Source organism: Neoalteromonas facilis, from assembly GCF_002807665.1.
Classification (GTDB): Bacteria; Pseudomonadota; Gammaproteobacteria; order Enterobacterales; family Alteromonadaceae; genus Alteromonas_E; species Alteromonas_E facilis.
The window spans coordinates 214,177-239,599 of record NZ_PEAY01000001.1; the positions used below are offsets into that span (position 1 = coordinate 214,177).

Below are 25,423 nucleotides of genomic sequence, written 5' to 3' on the forward strand. Positions count from 1 at the left end.
CACTTCAGCTAAATTGAGTGCATTTAAATGACAGCCTTACGATCGTTAATCGTGTTGTGTACAGGTATTGTATTCATCAGCAGTTGTTCGGTAACGGAACCCAAAACCGCTGTATCACCCTACGAACCACAAGATTACATAAAAATTGTTCATCCTGAATGGTCGAAAAACGCCAGTATCTACCAGCTTAACATTCGCCAGTTTACGCCTGAAGGTACCTTTAAAGCGGCTACCTTACGTTTAGATGAACTGCAACATATGGGCTTCGACATATTGTGGCTTATGCCCATTCACCCGATAGGAGAGGAAAATCGCAAGGGTAATTTAGGATCACCTTACGCGGTTAAAGACTACTTTGGTGTCAATTCTGAATTTGGTACGCCTGATGACTTAAAGGCACTTATCGCACGAGCGCATGAATTAAATATGTATGTGTTATTCGACTGGGTGGCTAACCATACGGCTTGGGATAACCCATTGAGATATGAGCATCCTGATTGGTATGAGAAAGACCATGAGGGAAACTTTCGCCCCACACCATGGTGGGATTGGTCTGACATTATCGATTTGGACTATTCTCAAACGGACCTTCGCGAATACATGACCAACGCGCTTAAGTATTGGGTCGAGGAGTATGACATAGATGGATACCGAGCCGATGTGGCGGGGTTTGTACCGGTTGATTTTTGGGAACAGGTCAGGCGTGAACTGGATGCAATAAAGCCTGTGTTTATGTTAGCTGAATGGGAAATGCGCGATTTACATGCAAGGTCGTTTGATATGACCTATGCATGGAGTTGGCAAGAAGCGATGCATCACGTTATTTCCCATGAGGGTGATCTACACAAACTGTTTTACTACTACTCTTGGAATGAAAGCGCGTACCCCAAAGATACATTGAGAATGACATTTGTGACGAATCACGACATGAATGCATGGGAAGGGACGGTTTTTGAACGTTATGGTGATGCTACCGAGGCGGCCATCGTGTTGTCCATTGTTGGCGAAGGTATGCCGCTCGCGTATAACGGGTTAGAAGCGGGCAATAACAAACGGTTAGCCTTCTTTGAGCGTGATCCGATCGAATGGAAAGCACATCGTTTGAGACATGTTTGGACGCGCTATAATCAATTGCTAAACGACAACACCGCCTTGTGGCATGGTAAGCACGGGGCAACAATGTTACGCGTGGATAACACAGATCCTGAACATATTTTCAGTTTCGTCAGGCAAGACGCCGAGAACAAAGTACTGGCAGTGTTTAATTTCACCAGTGGAGCCAAGCCATTCGAATCGTCAGAAAATTTGATTGAGGGTGAGTATTTTGACGTAGAGTTACAACATTGTGTCAGTATCAATAAAAATAAAAAATTACTATTGCCTGCATGGGGTTATAGAGTCTTTGTCCAGTATCGAGGTGAATGTAAAGGGTAGTAATGTTGTAAAATATTTACACGTTTCAGTGTTTATTATTTCAATTTTATTCAACAAAGGGCGTCTTTGTGCCCTTTGTCTTTTGTAACCCATTGTAATTATTGGATTAAAATTCATTCTTGAGTTTGGTTGTTAAAAAAATGTAATGCTTATGTCAGTGAATACGTATGCAGTTTGTTGTTATGTTAACAATTTGTTCATAACATCACCGTGAATTTAAATGGGTAATACTGTGACGCGTAAACTAACATTGCGGGCCACTCAGTCTTACCCGATTCACTTAAAAGAACGGGACACACAATGAAGCAATTTAAACCAAATCTAATCAAAATCGCGCTGTTATCGAGCGGTTTTGCATTTACTAGTGGGCATGCCCTTGCTCAAGAACAACAGCAAGTAGAAGAGCAGGATTACGAAGTTATCCAAGTTTCTGGTATTCGCGGCAGTTTGCAACGCGCCCAAGCAATTAAAATGGATAACACGTCTATTGTAGAGGCTTTGTCTGCAGAAGATATTGGTAAGTTGCCGGATACGAGCATTGCAGAGTCATTAGCGCGATTGCCGGGTTTGGCCGGTGAACGTCGTGACGGCAGAAGCAGTGGTTTATCTGTACGTGGTTTTAATGAAAACTATGTTGGCACTTCATTGAATGGTCGCGAGCTTTTGGGCATGGGGGATAACCGTGGGGTCGAATTTGACCTTTACCCATCAGAAATAATTGCCAACGTACTTGTTTACAAAACACCTGATGCAACCATTACTGCACAAGGTATTGGCGGTACTGTTGATTTGCAAACCGTTAACCCTCTCGGAAAGGAGCGTACGATTACGTTCAACGGGTTGATTGAACAAAACGGAAAAGATTCTGCTAACCCTGATTTTGACGATCAAGGCCATCGTTTTTCATTGAATTATGTCGATTCGTTTAACGATGATACGTTAGGTGTTGCGTTAACGATTGCTTCAATGGAATCTCCGAGTCAGGAAGAACAGTTCAGAGGCTGGGGCTACACCAATGCTAACCCAGATAAGGCTGCCAATGGGGTTACTGTGCCTGAAGGGACGCAAATCTTAGGTGGCCATGATTCGTTTGTTCGTTCTGCCATGATGGAACGCGACTCCGTTGCCGCTGTCATTGAGTGGGCACCAAGTGATGATCTAACCGTTAAGCTAGATGCCTTATATATTGATTTTAAGGAAGACAAAGTTTTCCGTGGGATCGAAGAAGGCGGAGCTGAATGGGGGACGCAAAACTATACTATTACAGAAGTACAAGACGGGTTAGTGACGGCCGGCACGTTTGCTGATTTTTACTCTGTAATACGTAATGATGCAGAGAGTAAAGAAGCAGAGTTAACGACTTTGGGTTTGAATGTTGAATACATTATTAATGACGACTGGTCTGCAGAATTTGATTTTTCAACCGGTGACGTAGAAAAAACAATCACTAACATTGAAAGCTACTCTGGTGTAGGCCGTGCAGGTATAGACGGGCGTCCAGCAATAGCGCGTTCTTGGGTTATGACGCCGCAAGGTGCTGTTTATGGTGCGCATCCATCACAAACAACGCTCGATTATACTGACCCTAATTTGATCCGACTGGCGGGCCCACAAGCATGGGGTAACCCATTGTTTGGCAGTGATTCACAGGATGGCTTCGTTAACCAACCAGTCTTTGACGAATCACTTGATTCTTTCCGTGCTAGCTTAGATGGCTATCTTGATTATGGTGTGATCAAGGGGATGGAAGCCGGCATCATGTATTCGGACAGAAGTAAAAGTAAAATCAATAATGGTGCCTACCTAACTGCGCCGGAATATCCAGGCGATGGTCCAATTCCAAATGTGTTGGGGGTAGCAAACCTTGACTTTATTGGCATTAATGGTGTCCTTGCGTATGACGCCCTAGGCCTCTTCAATAGTGGTTATTACATTTCAAATGACGCTGCATTAGTACAAAACGACCGCTTTGGTGATACTTACACCGTTAACGAAGAGTTACTGACCTTATACACCAAGTTTGATATTGAAGCAGATTTTGGTGACACCTATTTACGAGGTAATTTCGGAATACAAGTGGTAGATGTCGATCAGCACAGCACAGGCTTTAATACGACAACTAATGCTAACGGATTTACAGAGGCCGTTCCATTTGAGGGGGGCGCTGATTATACGAGTGTATTACCGAGCTTAAACTTGAGTTTGGAAATTGCTGAGAATCAGTTTTTAAGAACGGCATTAAGTCGTGTTGAAAGTCGTCCTCGTATGGACGATATGCGTCCTAATGCGCAGGTTTCATTTGCGTTCAATGACAATCAAATTACCAGTACAAGTCCTCAAAATGGTCCTTGGAGTGGTAGTGCGGGTAACCCAAATCTTCGCCCGCTAGCTGCGAATCAGTTTGATTTGAGCTATGAGAACTATTTTGCCGATTCAGGATTCTTTGCGGTTGCATTCTTCTTGAAGGATTTACGTAACTGGCACCGTGATTCTAATTTTGTGGCTGATTTCTCGTCAGTTTACATTCCGAGTTTCCACCAAGGCTCAGAGGGGCAAACGCCAGCAACATTTGATGGCATCATTGAAGCAAAAGAAGATGGTTTGACTGGCCATGTTCAAGGTTGGGAAATTCAAGCAAGCGTTCCGTTTGACGTATTCCATGAAAGCCTAGAAGGTTTTGGTATGTTTGCTAGTGCGACATTCCTAAATGGTAGCTTTGATGATAGTACAAGAGTGCCAGGCTTATCGGATGAAAGTTATCAATTAACGGCGTTTTATGAAAAAGCAGGATTTGAGTTTAGAGTCTCTGGTCGTAAACGTTCAGATTTCTCAACAGAAACTCGCGGCATTAGCTTATCCTTGGTTGAGACCGTGGATCAGGGTGGTGAGTTATGGGATGCTCAGATTGCCTATGATTTCAGTGAATCAAACATTGAGATGCTAGATGGGTTACGTGTGACATTACAGGGACAAAACCTAACAGATGAAGATACATTGCAAACCAATGCGGATTCACGCGAAGTGACTCGCTACCAGTCGTTTGGTCGTAACTTCCTGCTTGGATTCAATTATACGTTCTAATCCTGGTGAGTAGCGCAACCTGTTTTGTATTGTGCGGGTTGCGTATTTTTCTCCTTTTAGTTAAAACCACTTAGTAATAGGTGGTTTTTTTATACACATTATGAACAAACAAATAAAAAAAGTTGTCATTTTAGGTGGTGGAACCGCTGGATGGTTAACTGCTGCTTTGCTTAAAAAGATTCTCGGTGCCAGTGTTTCACTGGAGCTGGTTGAATCTGATCAAATTGGTACAGTGGGGGTCGGCGAAGCAACGATTCCACCGATTCGCCTCGTGAATCAAATGCTAGGCATTGCCGAGCATGATTTCATCCGTGAAACCAAGGCAACAATTAAGCTAGCTATTCGTTTTGAAAATTGGTTTAACCGCGGGGAGCACTACTATCATACATTTGGCGCCCCTGGAAAAAGCATGGCGTTTTGTCATTTTCACCACTTTTGGCAACGGGCTAGAGCGCTAGGTTACGACAGCAACCTTTGGGAATATGACCTCAACTACTTAGCTGCAGAGGCTGGCAAGTTTGCGCAAATAAATAGTAAAGATCCGATTATTGAACTGCCGTTTGCATACCATTTTGATGCGGGCTTATACGCCCAGTATTTACGCAAATTGAGTGAAGCTATGGGCGTTGTTCGTCATGAAGGTCAGGTTGATTCTGTCCATTCACATGCAAATGGTGATATTGCCCATTTAACCTTGATAGATGGACGAGATATAAGTGCTGACTTTTTCATTGATTGCTCTGGTTTCAGAGCACTGTTAATACAGCAAAAGCTCGGAGTTGGTTACGATGATTGGAGTCACCTTCTGCCTTGTGATAGTGCCCTTGCGGTGCCATCCGAGCGACATGAGAATACTGCACCATTTACCCGATCCATTGCGCACAAAGCAGGGTGGCAATGGCGCATACCGTTACAGCATCGCAATGGGAACGGTCATGTTTTTTGTAGCCGCTACATGTCAACAGATGAAGCTACTCATATACTCATGTCGAACCTCGACACGGAAGCGCTGGGTGAGCCAAGGTTAATTCAATTTACAACTGGCCGCCGCCGGAAACAGTGGTACAAGAACGTGTTGTCTGTTGGGTTGTCAAGCGGATTTTTAGAGCCTCTAGAATCTACCAGTATTCATCTTATTCAGTCGGCTATTGTGCGATTTGCACATTTATTCCCGCACAACGGTGTTAACCAATCTGCAATACATGAATATAACCAACAATCTGAGTTGGAGTTTACGCAAATTCGCGACTTTTTAATCTTGCATTACGTTCAAAATAATCGCACTGGAGATACTTTTTGGGACCACATGCGCAGTCTTGATGTGCCTGATTCGTTGAGACATAAAATGACCCTGTTTTCTGATACTGGAAAGCTATTTAGAGAGGCAAACGATTTATTTCTTGAAAGCTCATGGTTGCAAGTATTAATGGGGCAGGGCATTGAGCCGAATGATTATCATCCCATTGCCGAAAGCATGAACAAGCAGCAGTTGATTGATATGTTGGATTCAGTTAGGCAAATAAAGAAAGACCCGCTTAAACAGCTTCCAACACACGATGAATACATCCAACGCATGTGCCAAATGGTTACACGTTAGTATGAAAAAACACGTTGTTATATTGGGTGGCGGCACTGCCGGTTGGATGGCCGCGCAATTGTTCACGCATCAATTGCCAGAAGTGTCCGTTACATTAGTGGAGTCTGCTGACATCGGTATCGTGGGGGTAGGCGAAGGCTCAACCCCGACGCTGAAGCGCTTTTTTGATATCTGTGGCATTGCTGAGTCAGAATGGATGCCGGAATGCAATGCTACTTACAAGGTCAATATACGTTTTGAGCATTGGAGTCCTGCTTCTGGTATAGAGAGTTATAGTCACCCTTTTTTGACGCAAATTGACACGTTTACAGAAAGGGCATTCGAAGTTAATTGCAGAACGAGACGGCTAGGGCTCGATACGACAACCTCACCAGAGATGTTTTTGTTAAATGGTGTATTGGCTGCACAAAATAAAGGTCCTCTTACACCACAGAACTTCCCATTTCGAATGGAATATGGGTATCACTTTGATTCACATCTACTCGGGCAGTTCTTACGCAAAAAATCACTCGCACAGGGGGTTAATCATGTTATCGCTAATGTGGTTGAGGTAACGCGATCGCTAGATGGTGATGTAGAAGCGTTAATCCTGGAAGGAGGAGAGCGCGTTACAGGCGATATGTTTATTGACTGTTCAGGGTTTGCTTCCCTATTAATGCAGCGGACTTTGGGCGTTCCTTTTCAGTCTTTCGCCGAGAATTTGTTTAATAATGCTGCGGTTGTAATACCCACTGACGCGCAGCCAGTGATCCCAGTTGAAACTCGTTCTACGGCCCTGTCGACAGGTTGGTGTTGGTCAATACCCCTTACGTCAAGAACAGGGAATGGTTACGTTTACAGCGATGATTATCTATCAGCAGATGCGGCAGAATTGGAGTTGCGCCAGCATTTAGGTGTAGATGAAAACGTGGAGGCTCGACATCTTAAGATGCGTGTTGGTCAATTGACCCAGCATTGGTCACATAATTGTGTGGGGTTAGGCCTTTCACAAGGGTTTATTGAACCCTTGGAAGCAACCGCGTTACATCTTGTCCAAGTGAGCATCGAAATGTTTATAAGCCTTTGGAAAGAAGGGGGCTATAACGACAGCAATAGGGCGATTTTCAACCAGAAAATAAAGCAGCGATTTGACCACGTTAGGGACTACATTGTTGCTCACTATAAAATGAATACACGAATCGACAGCGACTATTGGCGTGAAAATAGAGAAAATCCGAACTTCTCAGATTCATTGGGTCATATTTTGGATGTATGGTTCAAGCGAGAGGACTTGCGTGTCGAAATTGATCGTCAGAAGCTAGATAGTCATTTTGGTAGTCTGTCATGGCATTGCCTTTTGTCAGGCTATGGTGCGTATCCACCTCTTGCAGAAGGACAGCCGGGCAAAGGCGATTTATACATTGAGCAAAATGTAGAACAGTTCCTCAATAGGTGTGCCCTAAACTTTTCTTCACACCAAGACAACATAGCCTCTCACCGAAAAGAGCGTATCTAATTTCATCCTGAGCCTTTTCGGTGGCCACTCTCAGTATCGACATTTCTACCAGCATACTCCTTATGCAGCCTTGCATACTGTGGTCTATAGTTATCAACGTAATAATGTAAATGGTTTGTTACTGTGATGTTGGGTTGGTTAACGGGATCTGGTTTGTGACGTATTGTTTGTTTATTTTGCTTTATTTACTCGTGTTTTATCTTGAAATGGTGTTTTAAAACAAATGGTTATAGATTTTTTGCCTGCCTGGTTAATTGTAAATGCAGTGTAAACAAATGTGATTGAATACGTATGCAGTTCGTTGTTTGCAGTAATAGCCGCTAGTACTATAACTGAGATTACTACAATAAGGTGGCAGTCTGTGTTGTGTTTGTCTCAGACATGAAGTCGCCTTTTAAACAACTGCAATGGGACAACACATGCAAAAATTCAAACCCAGTTTGATCACCGCAGCGCTTGTTGCCAGTGGATTAACGTTTGCCTCGCAAGCGTTATATGCACAGGAAGCTGAAAGCCCAGAGGTGCCAGAGGATGAAATTGAGGTTATTGAAGTCAGAGGCTTCAGTACCAGTTTGATCCAATCACTCAATCAAAAACGTTTTGGCGATACCGTGTCTGAACAGCTATCTGCAGATGACTTAGGTGGTCTACCAGACGTTTCGATGGCGGATGCATTAACGCGTCTACCGGGTATATCTGCGGTCAGAACCGGTGGTCAGGCTGCGGAAATCAATATCCGAGGTTTATCAGGTGGATTTGTATTTTCGACACTAAACGGTCGTGAGCAAGTGTCAACCAGCGGCACACGTTCAATTGAATTTGACCAATATCCTTCAGAACTGATCACATCGGCAGCTGTATACAAGTCGCCGAAAGCATCGCTTATTGAAGGTGGCGTTGCGGGTACCGTAGAACTGCGTACTGCTAGCCCGTTAGATAATGATCAGCAACATACCTTTAACGCTAATTTGCGTGGTATGTACAATGATCGCGCGGATGAAATTCCTGATGGTGAAGAATTTGGTCATCGTTTGAGTTTCTCTTATCAAGGGAAATTTATGGATGATACATTGGGCGTAGCATTAGGTTATGCGCGCTTGTATCAACCGAGTGTGTCTACCCAGTTTATCGGTCTTGCCTATAACGGCGTGACGGATGTTGACGGTATCTATTCTAATTCAGAATGTGCGAACGAAGACATCGCACCTGAATGTGAGCTGATTTCAGAAGGTTTTGAAATGCAGCACAAGGGCGGTGAAGAAACCCGTGATGGTTATATCGCAGCTATTGAATGGGCGCCGGTTGATAATTTCACGTTAAAAGCTGATGCGTTTATCTCTAAATTTGACTCGGAAGCGTTTGCACGAGGTTTTCGCGTTAAATTGGGTGGCGTCGATACGTCAATCACCAATCCTGTTGTTGTAAATAGAAGCGTAGTAGGTGGCACATTTACCCGCACTGCGGATAGCTTTACGCGCGTAGAGCTTGTTAACGATGACAACCAAGATTTTGACCAGGTTGAAAGCTACGGCATTAATATGAACTGGGACATCAATGATGATTGGTCAGCGCAGTTTGATGTGTCATTGTCTAAAGCGAAGAGCGATTTTAGAAACGGCTTGTTGTGGTCACTTGTCGGTGAAGATGCTAACGCGGCGAACCCACGTTTCGATGAGAATATTTCAATTTCTTATCAACTGAATGGTCTAGATTTACCTGATTTAGCTTTTAACCAATCGTCTTTGTTTACTGATATTGATCGCGTAATGGTCAGTAAATACGGTATCTATCCGTATGTTAACAACGACGAATTGGATGCCTACCGTTTGGACTTCCAGTATGCCTTGGATCTCGGTATTTTCTCTGCATTGGAGTTTGGCGCACGCTATTCTGATCGTGAATATAACAACGACCGCTCAGTGTTTGAGTACGGCAATGATTCAGCATTCTCGGCGAGCCAGGCTCCATTGCGTCTGACTCAAGACATGGTAGAGATCGTTAATTGGCAAGGTGATTTCGGTTATTTCCCGAGCTATTTAGCCATCGATTTGGATGCCGCATTGAATGCTTGGTTCCCAGGCGGAACACCTCAACCATTGCAGACTTGGGGCCCGGGAGCCGCTGGCGTAATTAATGGTCCTGGTTCAGGTCCTTCAACTGCGTGGTCTGTACAAGAAAGCGGTGATGTCTTTGAAACCGTTAATGCCGCTTACATGATGGCGAACATTGATACCGAAATCGCTGATATGCGTGTTACCGGTAACGTCGGTGTTCGTTACGTCAGAACAAAGCAGGCATCTACGACGTTGCAGCGTGCGACTATGTTCTTGGAAGACCCGGAAACAGGCACGTCTGTGGAAGTACCAGATCCAACCCAAGGAGCTCAATTTATAACGGATGAAGCTGGCTTGATAAACGCGTTTTATCGACCTGCTATCGTCAGCCATGAATATTCAGACTTGTTGCCTAGTATCAACTTGAATTTCGCGCTGACGGATTCCTCTCAGCTTCGTGTTGCTGCGGCTAAAGTAATGGGTCGAGCACCGATTAACCGATTTGCTGCGAATGCTTCTACGACAATTGAGACCGTTACAGCAGTACAAGATCGCGACAGTGGTGAAATCAGTATTTCTACACCCACGGCTAAGATCAATGGTTCTGCTCGAAACAGTCCTTATCTAGAACCTTTCTATGCCACGCAATACGACATTTCTTATGAATATTATTTCCAAGAAACTGATGGTGCATTTGTCGCCGCAGCTTTCTATAAGGATATCGAATCATTCATAGAAAATATTGCAACAGAACCTTACGACTTTGTTGGCAATGGTTTTATTGTGCCAGATTCAATTCAGGTGCCAGTGTTCCTAGAATCTGAATTCGATGGTCAAGAACCTGAGCTTGCGCGTGATGAAAATGGTGATCCTATTTTTGTTACCGTACCGACTGAAAATGGTAGGTATGAAACCGCCGTGAACAATGCTGAAGGTGGTTACATTCGAGGCCTTGAGTTTGCTTATACGCAAATTTACAGCATGCTTCCGGGCTTATGGTCAGGTTTAGGTGTCAGTGCAAGTTATTCTTTTACAGAAAGTGAAATCTCATTAACAACCGGCAATGGGGTATTCGCAAGCAGTCTACCTGGATTGTCTGAAAATGTAGCGCAGGTAACGTTGTTCTGGGAGCTCGAAGGATTTGAGACGCGCATCAGTGGTCGTTATCGCGATCAATTTGTTTCTGAGCAGGTTGCGGTCAATGACCAAACGGTGAATTTTGATTCTGAATTGGTAATTGATTATCAGGCCTCATACGAGATTAACGAGAATATGAGTGTGCTGTTCCAAATCAATAACCTTACAGATGAACCGACTAAGAGTTATTTCAGTTCACCTGAGCAAACCGGCACCATCCAGTTCTTTGGAACGCAGTACTTCTTGGGGCTAACGTATTCATTATGATTAATTTAATTAACAAGCATCGTGAAAACGTCACCAAATACTCAAGCGTAACATTGGAGCAAATACCTATGTTTAATCGTTCACGTGCATTAGGCGCTATGTTACTAATGCTCACCGCGCTGATCTTGTCTGGGTGTGGCGGTTCTAGTATTGAAAGTGGAACCAATAACCTACTGACTTGTGACGCTCCGAATGTACCTGATTCAACAGGTTCAACCTGTGTACCACCACCGCCGATTGCGTGTACGCCGCCGACGGTACCGAATGAAACTAATGACGCTTGCGTCGTTGGTGCAGATCCTACATTGCCAGATCCAGTGTTCTTCCCTGGTGATGATCAAGCAGTTCTTTATTACAACCGTGCGTCAGTAGATGCAGACAACTCGTCTAACGACCCGGCGTATGAAGGGTATCGTCTACATACGTGGAGCAACGATGCGTGTGATGCGTATTCTGATCCTGATACAGACTGGGCAGCAGGGCGCATCCATGATGGCGTCGATCCTAACTACGGTGCCTATTGGATCTTAGATCTTAAGCCTGGTTACGCTGGCACTGCCGGCTCATGCCACAACTTCATCGTGCATATCGGCACTGATGACGCTGGTAAAGACCCAGGTCCAGATCAAAAAGGTCCACTTGACCAAGATGATGCAACTTATGCTCGTATGAACTTCGTGTTATCGGGTGAAACAACGGTATTCGAATATCCGATCATGTCATTGGGTCCGCAACCGGTTGCTATTGAAGGAATGGCTGCACACTGGTTAGACGCTAACACTATCGTTTCGGCGATGGACATGGACGGTGTTGAGTCAGTGAAGTTGCACTATTCATCCTCTGCTGATTTAGAAGCAACACTCGAAAATGGGTTAAACGGCACAGCAATTGATTTAGAAGCTGTGACGCTAACTGAACAACAAGCCGCGATTGCACCGCACCTTTCTGGCTTCCCAGCTTTCCAAGGTGCATGGTCAGCAGAAGATGCTAAGTCTGTATTAAAAGCCCAAACGGTGTTAGCGGGTTATGATGCAGAGGGCACTTTAGTTGCTGCAACCGGTATTCAGATTGCCAATGCATTGGATCAAATCTATACCGCGGGTGAAGATGACGCTGATGAAGCACAACTTGGCCCAGTTTATACCGACGATGGGATAACGGCTGCCGTGTGGGCGCCAACAGCTCAGCGCGTACGTTTGCTTACCTACAATGATAATAAAACCCTTGCCAGTACGTTGAATATGACGCAAGACACCGCTTCAGGTGTGTGGCGCTACAGTGGTGATATGTCATTGGATCGCACGTTATATCGCTATGAAGTAACGGTTTACCATCCAAGTACTGGTAACGTAGAGGTGCTCGAAGTAACAGATCCTTATTCGGTTTCTCTGTCTACCAATGGCCGTTTCTCACGTTTTGTTAACCTAGCGGACGATGATCTTAAGCCTGAAGGTTGGGATAGTCATGACATTCCAGTGGTTGCTAACCCTGAAGATATCGTGATCTATGAAGGTCATATTCGTGACTTCAGTGTGCGTGATGAAAGTACGACTGCTGAAAATCGAGGTAAGTATCTAGCGTTTACTGAAGACGGTAGTGCGCCAGTTGAATATCTGCGTGGTATGGCAGAAGCAGGTGTGACGCACTTCCATATGCTACCGGCCAATGATATCGCGACAATCGAAGAAGATGAGTCTAAGACTGTTGACTTCGATAGTACGGTTGGCCAACTGTGTTTATTGAACCGCGATGCAAGCGTGTGTGAAGAAGCGGATAGTTCAATGACATTAGGCGATTTGTTCGCGAGCTACGATGCTGTCCAAGACCCCACTAAAGCGCAGCAGTTGCTAGAAGATATGCGTAATTATGACCAGTTCAACTGGGGTTATGATCCGCATCACTTTAACGCGCCTGAAGGTAGCTATGCGTCGAGTGCTGAAGGTGTAGAGCGTATCATTGAAATGCGAGCTATGAACCAAGCGTTGCATGGCCTTGGTCTACGTGTTGCATTGGATGTGGTTTATAACCATACCAACGCATCTGGTGTATTCCCTAAATCTGTATTGGATAAGGTTGTACCGACTTATTACCATCGTTATGAAGTCGACTCAGGTGCGATTGTGCGTGAAACCTGCTGTGATGATACAGAGCCACGCAATGTCATGATGGAAAAATTGATGCATGACTCATTGCTGTTGTGGACCGAACACTACAAGTTCGATGCATTCCGCTTTGATATCATGAGTCAAGCCAGCAAAGACACTATGGTGCGCCTGCGTGATGCAGTTCAGGCTGTTGATCCGGACAACTACTTCTATGGTGAGGGTTGGACAAAAATTGACCGTGGCTATGAGCAGGCTAACCAGTTAAATATGGCTGGTACTGAAATCGGTACCTTTAACGACCGTATTCGTGAAGCTATTCGTCAGGGCGAGATCTTCATGCGTGAAGATGATGGCGCTGCCTTATCGGCACAAGACCGCGTTAAGTCTGGTTTAGCAGGTACACTGTCTGACTATATTCTTGAAACATCTGGCGGTGTTGCAACCACTACAAGTTCATTGGGTGGATACGCAGCAGATCCTGCTGACATTATTAACTATGTTTCAAAACACGATAATGAAACATTGTGGGATCAGTTCAACTATACATTGCCATCTGATTTGACCCTTGAAGAAAGAGTCCGTGCGCAAAATATCGGTATTGGTTTACCGATCATGGCGCAAGGTATTCCATTCTTACAAATGGGTGGCGATATGTTGCGCTCTAAGTCTATGGACAGAAATACCTATGATGCAGGTGATTGGTTCAACTACGTCGACTTTACCCAGCAAAGCAACAACTGGAACGTCGGTTTGCCACTCGCGCAAGATAACCAGAGCCGTTGGAATGAAATGGCAACCTTTATTTATGCGCCTGAACGCGCTGCAAGCATGACTGAAATCGAGTTTGCATCTGACGTGTTCAAAGAGTTACTGCAAATTCGTAAAGGCAGCTCATTGTTCCGTCTTACAACAGCGCAAGACATTATTGAGCGTGTCGGTTTCCACAACATTGGTAGTCGCCAGGAGCAAGGTTTAATCTTGATGAGCCTTGACGATGGTATTACGCCAGACAGCGATGTAATGCTGAGCGATATTGATTCAGCATATGACGCGGTAGTTGTTGCGGTAAACAGTGGTTACGAAGAGAAGTCAATTACGGTAAATACCGCAACAGGCTTTGAACTACACGCTATTCATGCCGGTTCTGTTGATCCTGTAGTACGAGGCGCTAGCTTCGCTGAAGGCGAAGATGGTAATGGAACCTTTACAATTCCTGCGTTAACTATGGCAGTGTTTGTTAAACCGCAAATGGGCGCACAAGGCTACGGTTTATCGGCTTATGCGACATCCGGCGCGCCTGATGTTGTACCGTTTGGTGACACAGTAGTGTATCTGCGCGGTGGCATGAACGGTTGGGGTACAGCAGATCCTATGACTTATAAAGGTGATGGTGTATACAGCGTAGAAGTTAACCTGACTGCTGGTGAAGAGGTTCAATTCAAAGTGGCGTCAGAAGACTGGGCTACTGTTAACCTTGGAGCCCCTGATGGTGAACCAACAGGCGTTGTTGAGGATGAAGAAAAAGTCATCGCTACAAGCAACAATAACCTTGTATTCACAGCGGCTACGACTACGAGCTATAAATTTAGCATCGATGCGTCGGATACTGCAGAAATACTGATGACCGTTAGTAAAGCTGATCCGTATTTCGATAACACGGTTTATCTACGTGGCGGAATGAATGGTTGGGGAACTGACAATCCATTCAACTTTAAAGGCGATGGATTGTATACCGTAGCGGTTGATTTAGATGCTGCAAGTTATGAGTTTAAAGTTGCCACGGATGATTGGGCTACCGTGAACTTGGGGGCTGTTAGCGGTGATGATGCTGATAAGCGCGTTGAGTTAGAGGAAGCGACATTCCTAGCACCATCAAACGATAACTTGTACATCGTAATAGAAGACGCAGAGTCTTATGTATTTGCATGGGATAATGCGACGCCTGATAACCCATTATTGCGCGTTTTCAAAGACCAGTTCTTCGGTTCTACGCCAGTATTTGTGCGTGGCGGTATGAACGGTTGGGGCACTGATGATGAATTAGTTTATCAAGGCGATGGTGTTTACTCAGTCGATATTACATTGGGTGGTGGTGCTGTTGAGTTTAAAGTAGCCAGTGATGATTGGGCTACGGTAAACCTTGGCGCACCAGACGGTGAGAGCAATGAAGTTAACGTTGGAGCTCCATTTAATATGGCGCCTAGCAATAACAACATGCGTATCGATACTGAGTCTGCAACTTTTGAATTTAAGGTTACAGGCCCAGAAAGAGGTTCACCTCAAGTGACTGTTACGCAAAAGTAACGGGTAAATGAAGGTTAAAAAAGGCTGCTTTGCAGCCTTTTTTATTGGGAGAGCGAAAATTAGGTACAAATGAGCGCGGGCATGTTTTCACTGCTGCTAACTAGTTTTAGGCGCGTATCGATTATGAAACTGCAGAAGCGCGCTTTAGTAGCTGTTAGGGGGGAGCCAGCAGAGAATATTGCACTTATGTTAGTGGCTTTTAATATAGTTCGATTAAAAATAGTTATCCTTACAGTAAAAAGTATTTTCTTTAATTTGCCTCAATTAGCGCTATCTTGATCATATCCACTGTGGATATAACTGTTACAAAGAGATGAACAAGAAACACAAACGTTTTGACGACGAATACGAAGACGATTTTGACGATTTTGGTAAAGGCAAGAAAAAGGAATCCCAGCGCAGCCGCTTTCATCGAGAGCAAAAGCGTCACGGTTCTGATCACCAAGAATACGCGCAATAATTGTCCGTTGTCTTAATCAAGGGTATCTTTTTGTGAGATACCCTTGCCTGTAGCTCGTTATCAGTAGATACTCGAGGTATTCGAGTTTTATCGCTGATATCCGTGGATATTCGTTTTCTATCTACCTTCATCGAGGTGTGCAAAACACGCCATTTTGGCAGGGCTGCCGAGAATCTGTTTATTACTCAAGCCGCTGTAAGTGCACGTATACGCTCATTAGAAGAGTTTTACGAAACCGTACTGTTTGAACGTACGCGAAATCATATCAAACCAACCTTGGCAGGGGAGCAACTGCTTCCATTTGCAGAACAAATCGTATCAACGCTTAAGCACAGTAAAACGGTTATTGCAGAGCAAAGTAATACCCAACTTAATTTAGCAACGACGGAATTAGCCGGAGAAGTTTTATCTTATGCGCTGTTAGACGTTGTGGAAAAGCATATTGAACAACAGCAGATCAGCTTAAACACACTATCTGTTGAAGCCTTATCCCGTCAATTGCATGAGCGAACCGCTGCGATTGGTATTTCGACAGAGTTACCCAAATCTGAGGACTTTGCTCATTTCGCAATTGCAGAAGAGTGTTTAGCTCTGTACAGACCCATCTTATTTCCCGAAGCTAACGAGTTGATTGTTCAAGTACAATATCCAGGGAAACTGTTAGACGCTATTCAAATTCAATTTACGCCGGCGAGAAAGCCACACTTCCAAACGAACTCCCTCCGAGTGGCCTGCTTGCAGGCTAACAGAGTAGGGAGCTTAGTTGTATTGCCTGAGTCTTGGGTAAAACAGCAGGGCATTGAAAAATGGGTCAAGGTAGCGACATTAGATGCCGACCCACTCATTGTATACGCGAGCTACTTAAAGCAGCTCGATTTAGATTGGGTAAAAGAAGTGCTAGCGTCGCTGTTGAATTAGCGGCTCACTCATTGGGTTCGGTCAGAATGTACTCATGTTCTGGGTCGACAATCAGACGGCCACTCATCGCCTCTCGCCCAAGCAGCATCAAATAGGTCATTTCAGAACGATCCGTTAAGGTTAATTGGATTTGCCATTGCATACCGGCAAGCACAATATCCGTTTCAATAACATACCGACGCTCACGCGTTGCCGTAGAACTTTTGATGTTTTTGACCGCACTGATTTTGGCTTCACGACGAACAATCTCATCGACGTTGTGAATATTGGGGTGGATATCAAAGCTTACCCATTCTTCCCCGTCACGTTGAAACTCATCAATGTTATCGACATGGAGTGATGAGGTTGCAGCGCCAGTATCGACGCGGATATTAAGGCCTTCAATCGCTAACTCCGGCAAATCACATAATTCAAGTGCACCAACAAGGTGTTTATTATTAACTACACGCATTGTCATTTCTCATTTAGTAAACAATAGTGGGTTCGTCCACGTTTAAATCGTCTTGTAATAGTTCTACATGTTGCGCCACTGAATCAGGCTTAGAAAAGTAGGCAATGTGGTACATGGCTTCGCCTGCTTGTGTCAGGGGAATATTTTGTTTGCCAATTACTATTCCTTCAGCAGGACTGACTATGCTGTCTAATTCAGTACCATAAGGGTCAGAAATGCGGGCTAATACATCACCCTTTGATACGTGATCGCCAAGTTGTGCAACATGATGCACAAATCCGCTTTCCGAAGCCCTGACCCAGCCGCTTTCGTGGGCGATAAAGCGTTTAATATCGCGCCCCTTGGCTTTACGCTTGTTGAGCATACCAATTTCACGCATGACATTTATGATCCCTTTAACCCCTGCACGGATAGAGAATTCGTCATAGCGTAATGCTTGACCGGCTTCATAGAGTATTACTTTTACGCCAACATCCCCCGCGGCCTGACGCAATGAACCATCGCGAATATCAGCGTTTAACATTACCGGTACGCCGAAAGCACTGGCAATATTAAAGGTTTCTTCATCTTCAAAATCTCCCCTTATCTGAGGCAGGTTACTGCGGTGAATAGCACCGGTATGTAAATCGATGCCGTAGTCAGATTTTTGGATTATTTCTTTGAGGAAAAGGTTTGCGATTCGGCCCGCTAACGACCCTTTTTTGGTGCCGGGAAAGCTCCGGTTTAAATCTCTTCTATCGGGTAAATAGCGGCTTTGGTTCAGTACCCCATAAACATTTACCATTGGCACGGCAATCAACGTACCGCGCAGGTTCTTAATGCTCTTAGATTTGAGTAAACGCCCTACAATTTCGATGCCATTGAGCTCATCTCCATGGATGGCGGAACTGACAAACAAAGTAGGGCCGGGGCGCTTTCCTCGCTGTACATGTACAGGGATCGACATGTGCGTGTCGGTATATAACGGCGGCAACGGTAACTCTAATCGTTTGGTTTCACCAACGCTTATCTTTACACCACCGATAATTAAATCGCTCATGTATTAACCTTTTCCGCGGGTTTTAGTACTCGTTTTAGCTGACAGTTTACTTTCGATGTGCGTCATCAACATACCTGCTACATCTTTCCCCGTCGCAGTTTCAATTCCTTCCAATCCAGGTGATGAATTCACTTCCATTACTACCGGCCCATTCTTAGAGCGTAAAATATCAACACCGGCCATGTTTAAACCCATGGTTTTAGCGGCATCGACGGCTGTTTTGCGTTCAGTCGGTGAGAGTCGAACAATGCTGGCTGAACCACCCCGGTGAAGGTTTGAACGGAATTCCCCCGGGGCTGCCTGTCGCTTCATGGCCGCGATGACTTTACCGCCTACAACTAAGCAGCGTATATCAGCACCACCGGCCTCTTTGATGTATTCCTGTACCAAAATGTTAGCGCCAATTCCCATAAACGCTTCAATGATGGCTTCAGCGGCTTTAGCGGTGTCTGCCAATACAACACCGATACCTTGTGTGCCTTCTAGCAACTTAATAACGACAGGGGCACCACCGACATTTTTGATTAAATCGTCAATTCTGTCTGGGTGATTGGCAAAGCCCGTACGCGGCATTCCAATCCCTTTTCGGGACAGTAGTTGAAGAGAGCGTAGTTTGTCACGAGAGCGGCTAATGGCAACTGACTCGTTGATTGAGTAGGTGCCCATCATTTCGAATTGACGCACGACAGATGTGCCATAAAAGGTTACCGATGCACCAATGCGCGGTATAACCGCATCGTACTTAGGTAGTGGTTTACCTTTATAGCGAACCGAAGGTCGGTTGCTAGTTATATCCATATAGCAGTGCATGGTGTCGATGACATCAACGCGATGCCCTCGTTGTTCACCTGCTTCAACTAAGCGACGAGTGGAATAAAGACGAGGATTCCTTGAGAGTACGGCAATGCGCATAATAGTGTTCCAAATTATTTTCTATAGTTTATCAGCGTACTGATGTTGCTGAATATAAAATACTGTAACCAAAATGAAAGTTTATAAAGCCTAACACCTTTTTTCACTGACTGCGTAATTGTCTTAACAATTGTTTTGTAGACGGTGTTACGTCTCCCGCACGCTGAGCCCTGAGCAAATAAAACATAGACTCCTCACGACGTTTTGCCTTAAACAACGCTTCGCCCGCCGCTACATTCGCAATAGGGTCGTGTGGTAATGCATCTGCGATAAGTTGCAGAGCTTTGACATGCATATGGGTGTCTCTCGCTAGCTGGTATCGTTCGGCTGAGCGCTTAGTCATGGTTAACCAATCAATTTGCTTTTTAAACTGCAGAAGCCCTAGCTCTTGCTGCCAATCTGCAGGTGCGGGTAAGGATACTGGCTGAGGACTGTCGGTAAACGGGTAGTCTGCCATTAACGTCAGTACGCTGGCGTAGCCGAAATATTCTTCTGCGGGTAATAGAGGGCGTCGTTTCCACGCCGTATTGGTGGAAATGTTTTGCCAAGGTCTAAATAATCCGCTTTGCATTAGGCCTTGATAAACACTATCCGCAATAATGAAGTAGCCTGGTACGTTTGGGTGCAAATGCTCAAGCATTAAATTATTGCCAACAATATTTCCTTCGCTGCGGGCGAGCATTTGCTGTTCGGCGTCGACCAAATACACCCCCTTATTTTTAGCCAATCTTTTAATGACTTGATTAATCGCTTCAGGCGCTCTAAAACGCAGTAAATCAAGCTCTTTGGCTTTAATGAAATGATACTTTGCGTCTTCGAAAGACTGATATTGATAAAGCTTTTGCGCTATTTGAAAATGCAGCGCAGCAGAATCCGAGGTCTTCCATTGAGTCGCAAGGGTTTTAGTTTCACTAAGCGAAGAGACAGTTTTGATTGCTTGCGTGAACGCTTGGGGGATCGGCTCACTACTAAAGGGAGGCTGATCGCGAAGATTGCTGGCTATCGTCGATATGAAAACTGGAATGCCTGCGGCCTGATATTTGTTAAGCAGTGCCGACATATTGCGCTCAAATTGCACTATTCCTTGGCTGAAAATCTCACTGTCTAATGCGATGTCTTTGTGTTTCGCTACCTGTGACATAACCGTGCGACGTTGGGAAGAGGGCGTGTCATTGGTTTGCTCAAAACCCGAGTATATTGCGCGTTGCAATAACTGATAGGTATTGAAATCCTTGAGCCAAAGCATACTGCGTGTCAAAGCGTAATGTGATCCCAAAGTATAATTCGAGCCAACACCTAAAATACCTAGGAATTCGTTGTGTCCGGCGTAAATAACAACCGCATCTGGGGCTTGCTCTATGATTTCATCTGCGATATCCAGCAGTGTAAAGGAGTTAACTGCGGACAATGCGGTATTGACGACTTCAACATAGCGCCCAGGTAAGCTTGCTTTTAGGCGGTGATCTAACATCCCAGCTAATGAAGCTCCCATACCATAGGGGTATCCCGCAGCAGTCGAGCCGCCTTGCACAAAGACTCTAAAGCCATTGTCAGGTTTGTCTTTTAAAAGAAAGTTAGCCTCAAGTGTGACGTTGGGGGCTTGCGCACTTGGTGGGAAGTAGCGTGTTAAGATATCGGGTCTGGGCAGTTGATAATCGGGATGCACAGGGTTATCGATAAACAGTGGGGCGGGTTGCCCTACACCCACAAGGCGCAATGAGCCTTCGATTAATCCAAAGAATAACAATGGAATACTTAAACCAATCAGGGTAAACAGCACTTGGTTCTTTTTACTACGCTGTTTCATGAAGCACTAGCCTGATCAATTAAGGTCAAATAATACTGCGCGTTAGCGTTATTTGGCTCAAGTTGAAGTACCATTTGAATTTGCTCTCGAGCCCTATAAAAATCCTGTTTTAGGTAGAGAACTTGCGCTAAATGTAGCCGCATAGGTACTGACTCGGGTTGTATATGCACCGCTTGCCTTGCATGGTAATGACTGAGGTTGAGATCACCCGATATGCGGTATAACTGACTCGCAGCATTCGCAGCTTGGACATTATTAAACAGGGCATCGGCCAACGTCCCTGCAATCGTTGCTGCAATATCAGGCCGTTGTTGCTGTTGATAGTAGCTTAATAATAGCTGTTGTTGCTGTAGCCAATCTCCACCATTAAAACGTGCTTGAGCCGCTTGATCAGGTTTTGTTGTCGCTTCGGGTAGATGAAACGGTATGGGTTCACGCGTAAATGGGTAGTCTGATGTTAACTGAGCAATTTTGTATTTTGCAAAGAGCAGATCGGTCTCAGTCAGAGGAATTCGTTGCCACATTTCAGTAAGCGCCGGCAAATCTCGTTGAAGCAGTATGCCGTGGTTCTGCATGGTGGTTAAAAAGTGTAATCCAATGAGGAAATAGCCACGCGCAGTAGGGTGGAGGTGCTCAAGCATATGCTTGAAACCTACTATTCCATCGGGACTATCAGTACGTATTGCTGACTCAACATCAACTAAGAACACATTGGGTTGTTGTGCAAATTCAGCGATAAGCTGATTCAACTCACTCGGTGCTCTGAAACGCAATAAATCTAGATCACGCGCACGTTGATAATGCATAAGCGCCTGCGATTTTTCATCGGCCTGGTACAATTCATTTGCGGTTTTATAGTTAAGTTGGGCTGAAAGTGCTAGACCTTGTTCTTCCGCGGCACTTTCAAACGGCGGCTGATCTTTTTCATTGGATACCAAATTAGCTAAAAATACCGGGATATTGTGCTGTGCAAATGACCCCAAAACAGCGCTCATGTTGGACTTAAATTGTGCGATCCCAGCGGAGTAAATATCAGAGTTGATAGGGATGTTTTTCTTTTTCGCTACAGAGGCCATAACCGTTCGCCCTGTGGGCGGCATTGAGTCATCAATATTAGGTTGAAACGCAGATTGAATTAATTGGAATAAGCGTAAATCTTTGAGCGTTAAAAATAGTATATTAGCTAAATGACCACCGGCGCCGGCATACACAGAGCCAACCCCCATGACGCCTAAATATTCATTGTGACCGGCATAGATCAATACTGCGTCGGGGTCTATGGCTATCACTTCATCACTAAAATCACGTAACGCGTAACTGTTAATGCTTGCCATTGCAACTGAAATAACCTCTATATCACTTTCTGGATAGGTTGATTTTAATTGTTGCTTCAACATGCCCGCAGGTGAACCAAAACGACCATAGGGAAATCCCGCAGCAGAAGACCCTCCCATTAGCACTATTCGTAGCGTATTGTCGGGTTTGTTACGCGGAAAAATGTAGGTATCAGGTGCGACCTTAGGGGCTAGCGAGGGGTGATGGAAAAAGCGGTTAATAATCTCTGGGTTAGGTTGCAGCAGATCGGGGTTATCTCCCACAGAGACGAACAATGGGTAGGTATGACCATATCCGGATATGCGAAGACCTGCCTCTGCCAGCGTGAGCAGCGCAACGGGTAGTATTAGCGTTATCAGGTAAAAAACTGGACGGCGTTTAACCTGTTGTTGTGACAAGGGAAGTAATTCCAATATGAGTAGTTTTTGTCAGGTTAATCGGTGTGGGATTGAATAACAACACCTTATCGGTCATGATAAATTTACACGGAAAGTTAATTCAAAATTATTAATGCCTAATATTCTCGGTATATCTGCCTATTACCATGACAGTGCAGCCTGTATTGTGGTTGATGGTCAGATCGTAGCTGCCGCACAAGAAGAGCGTTTTTCGCGAAAAAAGCATGATCCACGCTTCCCTCGACAGGCAATCCAATATTGTTTACATGAAGCGAGATTAGACATCAACACTATCGACGTTGTGGTGTTCTATGACAAGCCATTGTTGAAGTTCGAACGGCTATTGGAAACATATTTAGCGAATGCGCCCAAAGGCTTTTTTAGCTTTGCGCGAGCGATGCCTATTTGGTTAAAGGAAAAGCTTTACTTAAAAAGCGTGTTGCGCAGAGAATTGCGCGCACTGCGTACAGATGGCGAAGCTGATGTTCCCCAATTACTGTTTACCGAGCATCATCAAAGCCATGCCGCGTCTGCCTTTTATCCTAGCCCGTTTTCAGAAGCCGCAGTCATTTGTTTGGACGGTGTAGGAGAGTGGACTACCACCAGTATTTGGCACGGTAAAGACAATGGGTTAATACCACTTCATGAAGTTCATTTTCCTCACTCCTTGGGGCTTTTGTACTCTGCATTTACTTACCATTGCGGTTTTCGTGTTAATGCAGGTGAATACAAATTGATGGGCTTAGCGCCTTATGGAGAGCCTAGATTCGTTCAACAAATTTATCAGCACCTGATTGATGTAAAAGAAGACGGCAGTTTCAGTCTCAACATGCGTTATTTCGATTACGCGGTTGGTGACGTTATGACGAATAAACATTTCAGCGAGTTATTTGGCGTGCCAGTGTTACCTGCCGATGAAACGCCTAGTCAGGTTTATTGCGATCTGGCTCGTTCAATACAAGTAGTGACGCAGGACATCGTGATCAAAATTGCGCGTCATGCCCGTGCAATCACGGGGGCCAAATATTTATGCATGGCGGGAGGTGTGGCATTAAACTGCGTTGCAAATGCTGAGGTGATGGCACACGCCGGTTTCGAAGATATTTGGATACAGCCCGCAGCAGGTGATGCTGGCGGCGCGCTGGGGGCGGCTCTTGAGGCTTGGTTCAGTTATTTCAACCAACCTCGGCATATCGCCAGTACTCATTGCGTCGACACTATGCAGGGTGCTTATTTGGGCCCCGAGTACAGCGATGACGACATCCACAATGTGATATCGCAGTTAGGTGTGCCGGCCGAGCGTCATTCTCATGCGGATATTATAAACAATACGGTTGATTGGCTTGCGAGCGATCAGGTAATAGGCTGGTTCCAAGGGCGTATGGAATTTGGTCCCAGAGCACTTGGGAATAGGTCTATATTAGGTGACGCCAGAAGTGTCAATATGCAGCGCCAAATGAACGTTAAAATTAAGCAGCGAGAATCATTTCGCCCATTCGCTCCTGTTGTGCTTGAAGAAAAGGCGCAGCAATATTTCGAAACGGACAGGCCTAGCCCTTACATGTTGTTAACCGCGCCGGTTCATCGTTCATTGTGGGCTGAACAAGATGAAAGTGTTGAAAAGCGGGAAGGCTTGGATAAAGTCAATGATGTCCGTTCAAGCTTGCCTGCCATTACTCATATAGATTATTCCGCCAGATTACAAACTGTCGCAGCAGACTCTAATCCGCTTTTACATGAGTTACTGTTGGCTTTCGAGCAACGCACAGGCACAGCAGTGTTGATCAATACGTCGTTTAATGTACGAGGAGAGCCGCCCGTGTGTTCACCCGCAGACGCTATTCGCTGTTTTTTAGCAACCGAAATGGATTTTTTAGTGATGGGACAATGGGTTTTGGATAAACGAGCGCAATCGGCAGAATCAATCAAACGGGCTAAGGCTGTCACTTTTGAAAAGGACTAATACCGTGAAAACCTGGTTTCTATCAATTCGTTTACCTATGGCAAAGCCTGACGATAAGAAAGCGCTGCGTCAGTTCGCGTTACAAATGGGGATCGCGTTTCCGGTGATCTTTGCAGTCGTGCTGCCTTGGTTGTTTGACGATCCTATTCCGTTGTGGCCCTTTGCCATAACCTTTGTGTTATTCGCCGCAGCAACAATACTGCCGGTTTTGCTATACCCTGCGTATGTGATGTGGATATTCGTGGCCAGTATTTTGGGCTGGATGAACACGCAATTGATCCTAGCGTTGGTTTTCTTTTTATTGATACTGCCGTTAGGTCTCGTCTTGCGTGTAACAGGTAAACTCAGTTATCGTGACAAGCAATCAAACAATGACAGCTATTGGATAGCAAGAGAGCGACCACCCAAAGCTGAAAATTTAAAGGAACCGTTTTAATCCATGCGCGAGTTTTTACAGGATCTATGGGCATTTTTGCGCGTACGTAAAAAGATTTGGTTATTACCTATCGTGATTATTATGGCGTTATTGGGTGCAATTGTTATTGCAACGCAACAGTCTTCATTGGCCGCTTTTATCTATACCTTGTTTTAACAACTGGCCGGTAAACGGAAACAAAACATCATACGTTACATACGTATGCAGATTGAGTTAACAATTCATTAACG

General features: G+C 44.9%; 16 protein-coding genes. 11 read left to right on the plus strand and 5 right to left on the minus strand.

Annotated elements, in window-relative coordinates; genetic code table 11:
• The first annotated feature begins 27 nt into the window (after positions 1-27).
• The 8 genes from CSH93_RS00990 to CSH93_RS01025 all read left to right on the plus strand — a co-directional run bounded on the left by CSH93_RS00990 (position 28) and on the right by CSH93_RS01025 (position 16,852).
• A complete protein-coding gene (locus tag CSH93_RS00990) occupies positions 28-1,434 on the plus strand; it encodes an alpha-amylase family glycosyl hydrolase (protein WP_100641044.1) in 1,407 nt (468 codons plus the stop codon).
• Between the two features lie 300 nt (positions 1,435-1,734).
• A complete protein-coding gene (locus tag CSH93_RS00995) occupies positions 1,735-4,515 on the plus strand; it encodes a TonB-dependent receptor (protein ID WP_100641046.1) in 2,781 nt (926 codons plus the stop codon).
• Positions 4,516-4,615: 100 nt separating this feature from the next.
• Positions 4,616-6,112 (plus strand): tryptophan halogenase family protein, encoded by a 1,497-nt coding sequence (locus CSH93_RS01000; RefSeq protein WP_100641048.1) that lies wholly within the window; start codon positions 4,616-4,618, stop codon positions 6,110-6,112.
• A gap of 1 nt (position 6,113) precedes the next feature.
• Entirely contained in the window at positions 6,114-7,607 is a 1,494-nt protein-coding gene (locus CSH93_RS01005) for a tryptophan halogenase family protein (RefSeq protein ID WP_100641050.1), read from the plus strand.
• A 419-nt stretch (positions 7,608-8,026) separates the two neighbouring features.
• Positions 8,027-11,065: a TonB-dependent receptor gene (locus tag CSH93_RS01010; protein ID WP_100642297.1), complete on the plus strand. Its 3,039-nt coding sequence runs from the start codon at positions 8,027-8,029 to the stop codon at positions 11,063-11,065.
• Between the two features lie 68 nt (positions 11,066-11,133).
• Entirely contained in the window at positions 11,134-15,474 is a 4,341-nt protein-coding gene (locus CSH93_RS01015; protein WP_100642298.1) for an alpha-1,6-glucosidase domain-containing protein, read from the plus strand.
• 313 nt (positions 15,475-15,787) lie between these two features.
• Complete coding sequence (locus tag CSH93_RS17880) at positions 15,788-15,934, plus strand: hypothetical protein (RefSeq protein WP_164078264.1); 147 nt, start codon at positions 15,788-15,790, stop codon at positions 15,932-15,934.
• Positions 15,935-16,036: 102 nt separating this feature from the next.
• Positions 16,037-16,852 carry a LysR family transcriptional regulator gene (locus tag CSH93_RS01025; RefSeq protein ID WP_164078265.1) on the plus strand — a complete coding sequence of 272 codons (816 nt, stop codon included), beginning with the start codon at positions 16,037-16,039 and terminating at the stop codon, positions 16,850-16,852.
• A gap of 4 nt (positions 16,853-16,856) precedes the next feature.
• On the opposite strand, the gene CSH93_RS01030 is transcribed toward CSH93_RS01025, so the two are convergent.
• The 5 genes from CSH93_RS01030 to CSH93_RS01050 all read right to left on the minus strand — a co-directional run bounded on the left by CSH93_RS01030 (position 16,857) and on the right by CSH93_RS01050 (position 22,794).
• On the minus strand, positions 16,857-17,303 hold the full coding sequence (locus CSH93_RS01030; RefSeq protein ID WP_100641056.1) for an ATP-dependent zinc protease family protein: 447 nt from the start codon (positions 17,301-17,303) through the stop codon (positions 16,857-16,859).
• Between the two features lie 13 nt (positions 17,304-17,316).
• Positions 17,317-18,342 (minus strand): succinylglutamate desuccinylase/aspartoacylase family protein, encoded by a 1,026-nt coding sequence (locus CSH93_RS01035; RefSeq protein ID WP_100641058.1) that lies wholly within the window; start codon positions 18,340-18,342, stop codon positions 17,317-17,319.
• A gap of 3 nt (positions 18,343-18,345) precedes the next feature.
• The gene (gene rimK / locus CSH93_RS01040; protein ID WP_100641060.1) at positions 18,346-19,254 is read right to left on the minus strand and encodes a 30S ribosomal protein S6--L-glutamate ligase; all 909 of its coding nucleotides are present in this window, start codon (positions 19,252-19,254) and stop codon (positions 18,346-18,348) included.
• 103 nt (positions 19,255-19,357) lie between these two features.
• Positions 19,358-21,061: an SGNH/GDSL hydrolase family protein gene (locus CSH93_RS01045; RefSeq protein ID WP_100641062.1), complete on the minus strand. Its 1,704-nt coding sequence runs from the start codon at positions 21,059-21,061 to the stop codon at positions 19,358-19,360.
• Complete coding sequence (locus tag CSH93_RS01050; protein WP_240615458.1) at positions 21,058-22,794, minus strand: SGNH/GDSL hydrolase family protein; 1,737 nt, start codon at positions 22,792-22,794, stop codon at positions 21,058-21,060. The genes CSH93_RS01045 and CSH93_RS01050 overlap by 4 nt, the downstream gene beginning before the upstream one ends.
• 112 nt (positions 22,795-22,906) lie before the next feature.
• Between CSH93_RS01050 and CSH93_RS01055 the strand changes: the two genes are divergently transcribed.
• The 3 genes from CSH93_RS01055 to CSH93_RS17885 are packed head-to-tail and all read left to right on the plus strand — an operon-like array spanning position 22,907 to position 25,349.
• On the plus strand, positions 22,907-24,757 hold the full coding sequence (locus tag CSH93_RS01055; protein ID WP_100641066.1) for a carbamoyltransferase family protein: 1,851 nt from the start codon (positions 22,907-22,909) through the stop codon (positions 24,755-24,757).
• Positions 24,758-24,761: 4 nt separating this feature from the next.
• Positions 24,762-25,193, plus strand: coding sequence for an SxtJ family membrane protein (locus CSH93_RS01060; RefSeq protein ID WP_100641068.1), 432 nt, complete (start codon positions 24,762-24,764; stop codon positions 25,191-25,193).
• Positions 25,194-25,196: 3 nt separating this feature from the next.
• A complete protein-coding gene (locus CSH93_RS17885) occupies positions 25,197-25,349 on the plus strand; it encodes a DUF5989 family protein (RefSeq protein WP_164078266.1) in 153 nt (50 codons plus the stop codon).
• Positions 25,350-25,423 lie beyond the last annotated feature (74 nt).

Coding starts and splice junctions, on each gene's coding strand:
- CSH93_RS01030 (WP_100641056.1), bottom strand. CDS start 17,303: ATGCGTGTAGTTAATAATAAACACCTTGTTGGTGCACTTGAATTATGT.
- CSH93_RS01055 (WP_100641066.1), top strand. CDS start 22,907: ATGCCTAATATTCTCGGTATATCTGCCTATTACCATGACAGTGCAGCC.
- CSH93_RS01000 (WP_100641048.1), top strand. CDS start 4,616: ATGAACAAACAAATAAAAAAAGTTGTCATTTTAGGTGGTGGAACCGCT.
- CSH93_RS00990 (WP_100641044.1), top strand. CDS start 28: ATGACAGCCTTACGATCGTTAATCGTGTTGTGTACAGGTATTGTATTC.
- CSH93_RS01005 (WP_100641050.1), top strand. CDS start 6,114: ATGAAAAAACACGTTGTTATATTGGGTGGCGGCACTGCCGGTTGGATG.
- CSH93_RS17880 (WP_164078264.1), top strand. CDS start 15,788: ATGAACAAGAAACACAAACGTTTTGACGACGAATACGAAGACGATTTT.
- rimK (WP_100641060.1), bottom strand. CDS start 19,254: ATGCGCATTGCCGTACTCTCAAGGAATCCTCGTCTTTATTCCACTCGT.
- CSH93_RS01035 (WP_100641058.1), bottom strand. CDS start 18,342: ATGAGCGATTTAATTATCGGTGGTGTAAAGATAAGCGTTGGTGAAACC.
- CSH93_RS01015 (WP_100642298.1), top strand. CDS start 11,134: ATGTTTAATCGTTCACGTGCATTAGGCGCTATGTTACTAATGCTCACC.
- CSH93_RS01010 (WP_100642297.1), top strand. CDS start 8,027: ATGCAAAAATTCAAACCCAGTTTGATCACCGCAGCGCTTGTTGCCAGT.
- CSH93_RS00995 (WP_100641046.1), top strand. CDS start 1,735: ATGAAGCAATTTAAACCAAATCTAATCAAAATCGCGCTGTTATCGAGC.
- CSH93_RS01045 (WP_100641062.1), bottom strand. CDS start 21,061: ATGAAACAGCGTAGTAAAAAGAACCAAGTGCTGTTTACCCTGATTGGT.
- CSH93_RS17885 (WP_164078266.1), top strand. CDS start 25,197: ATGCGCGAGTTTTTACAGGATCTATGGGCATTTTTGCGCGTACGTAAA.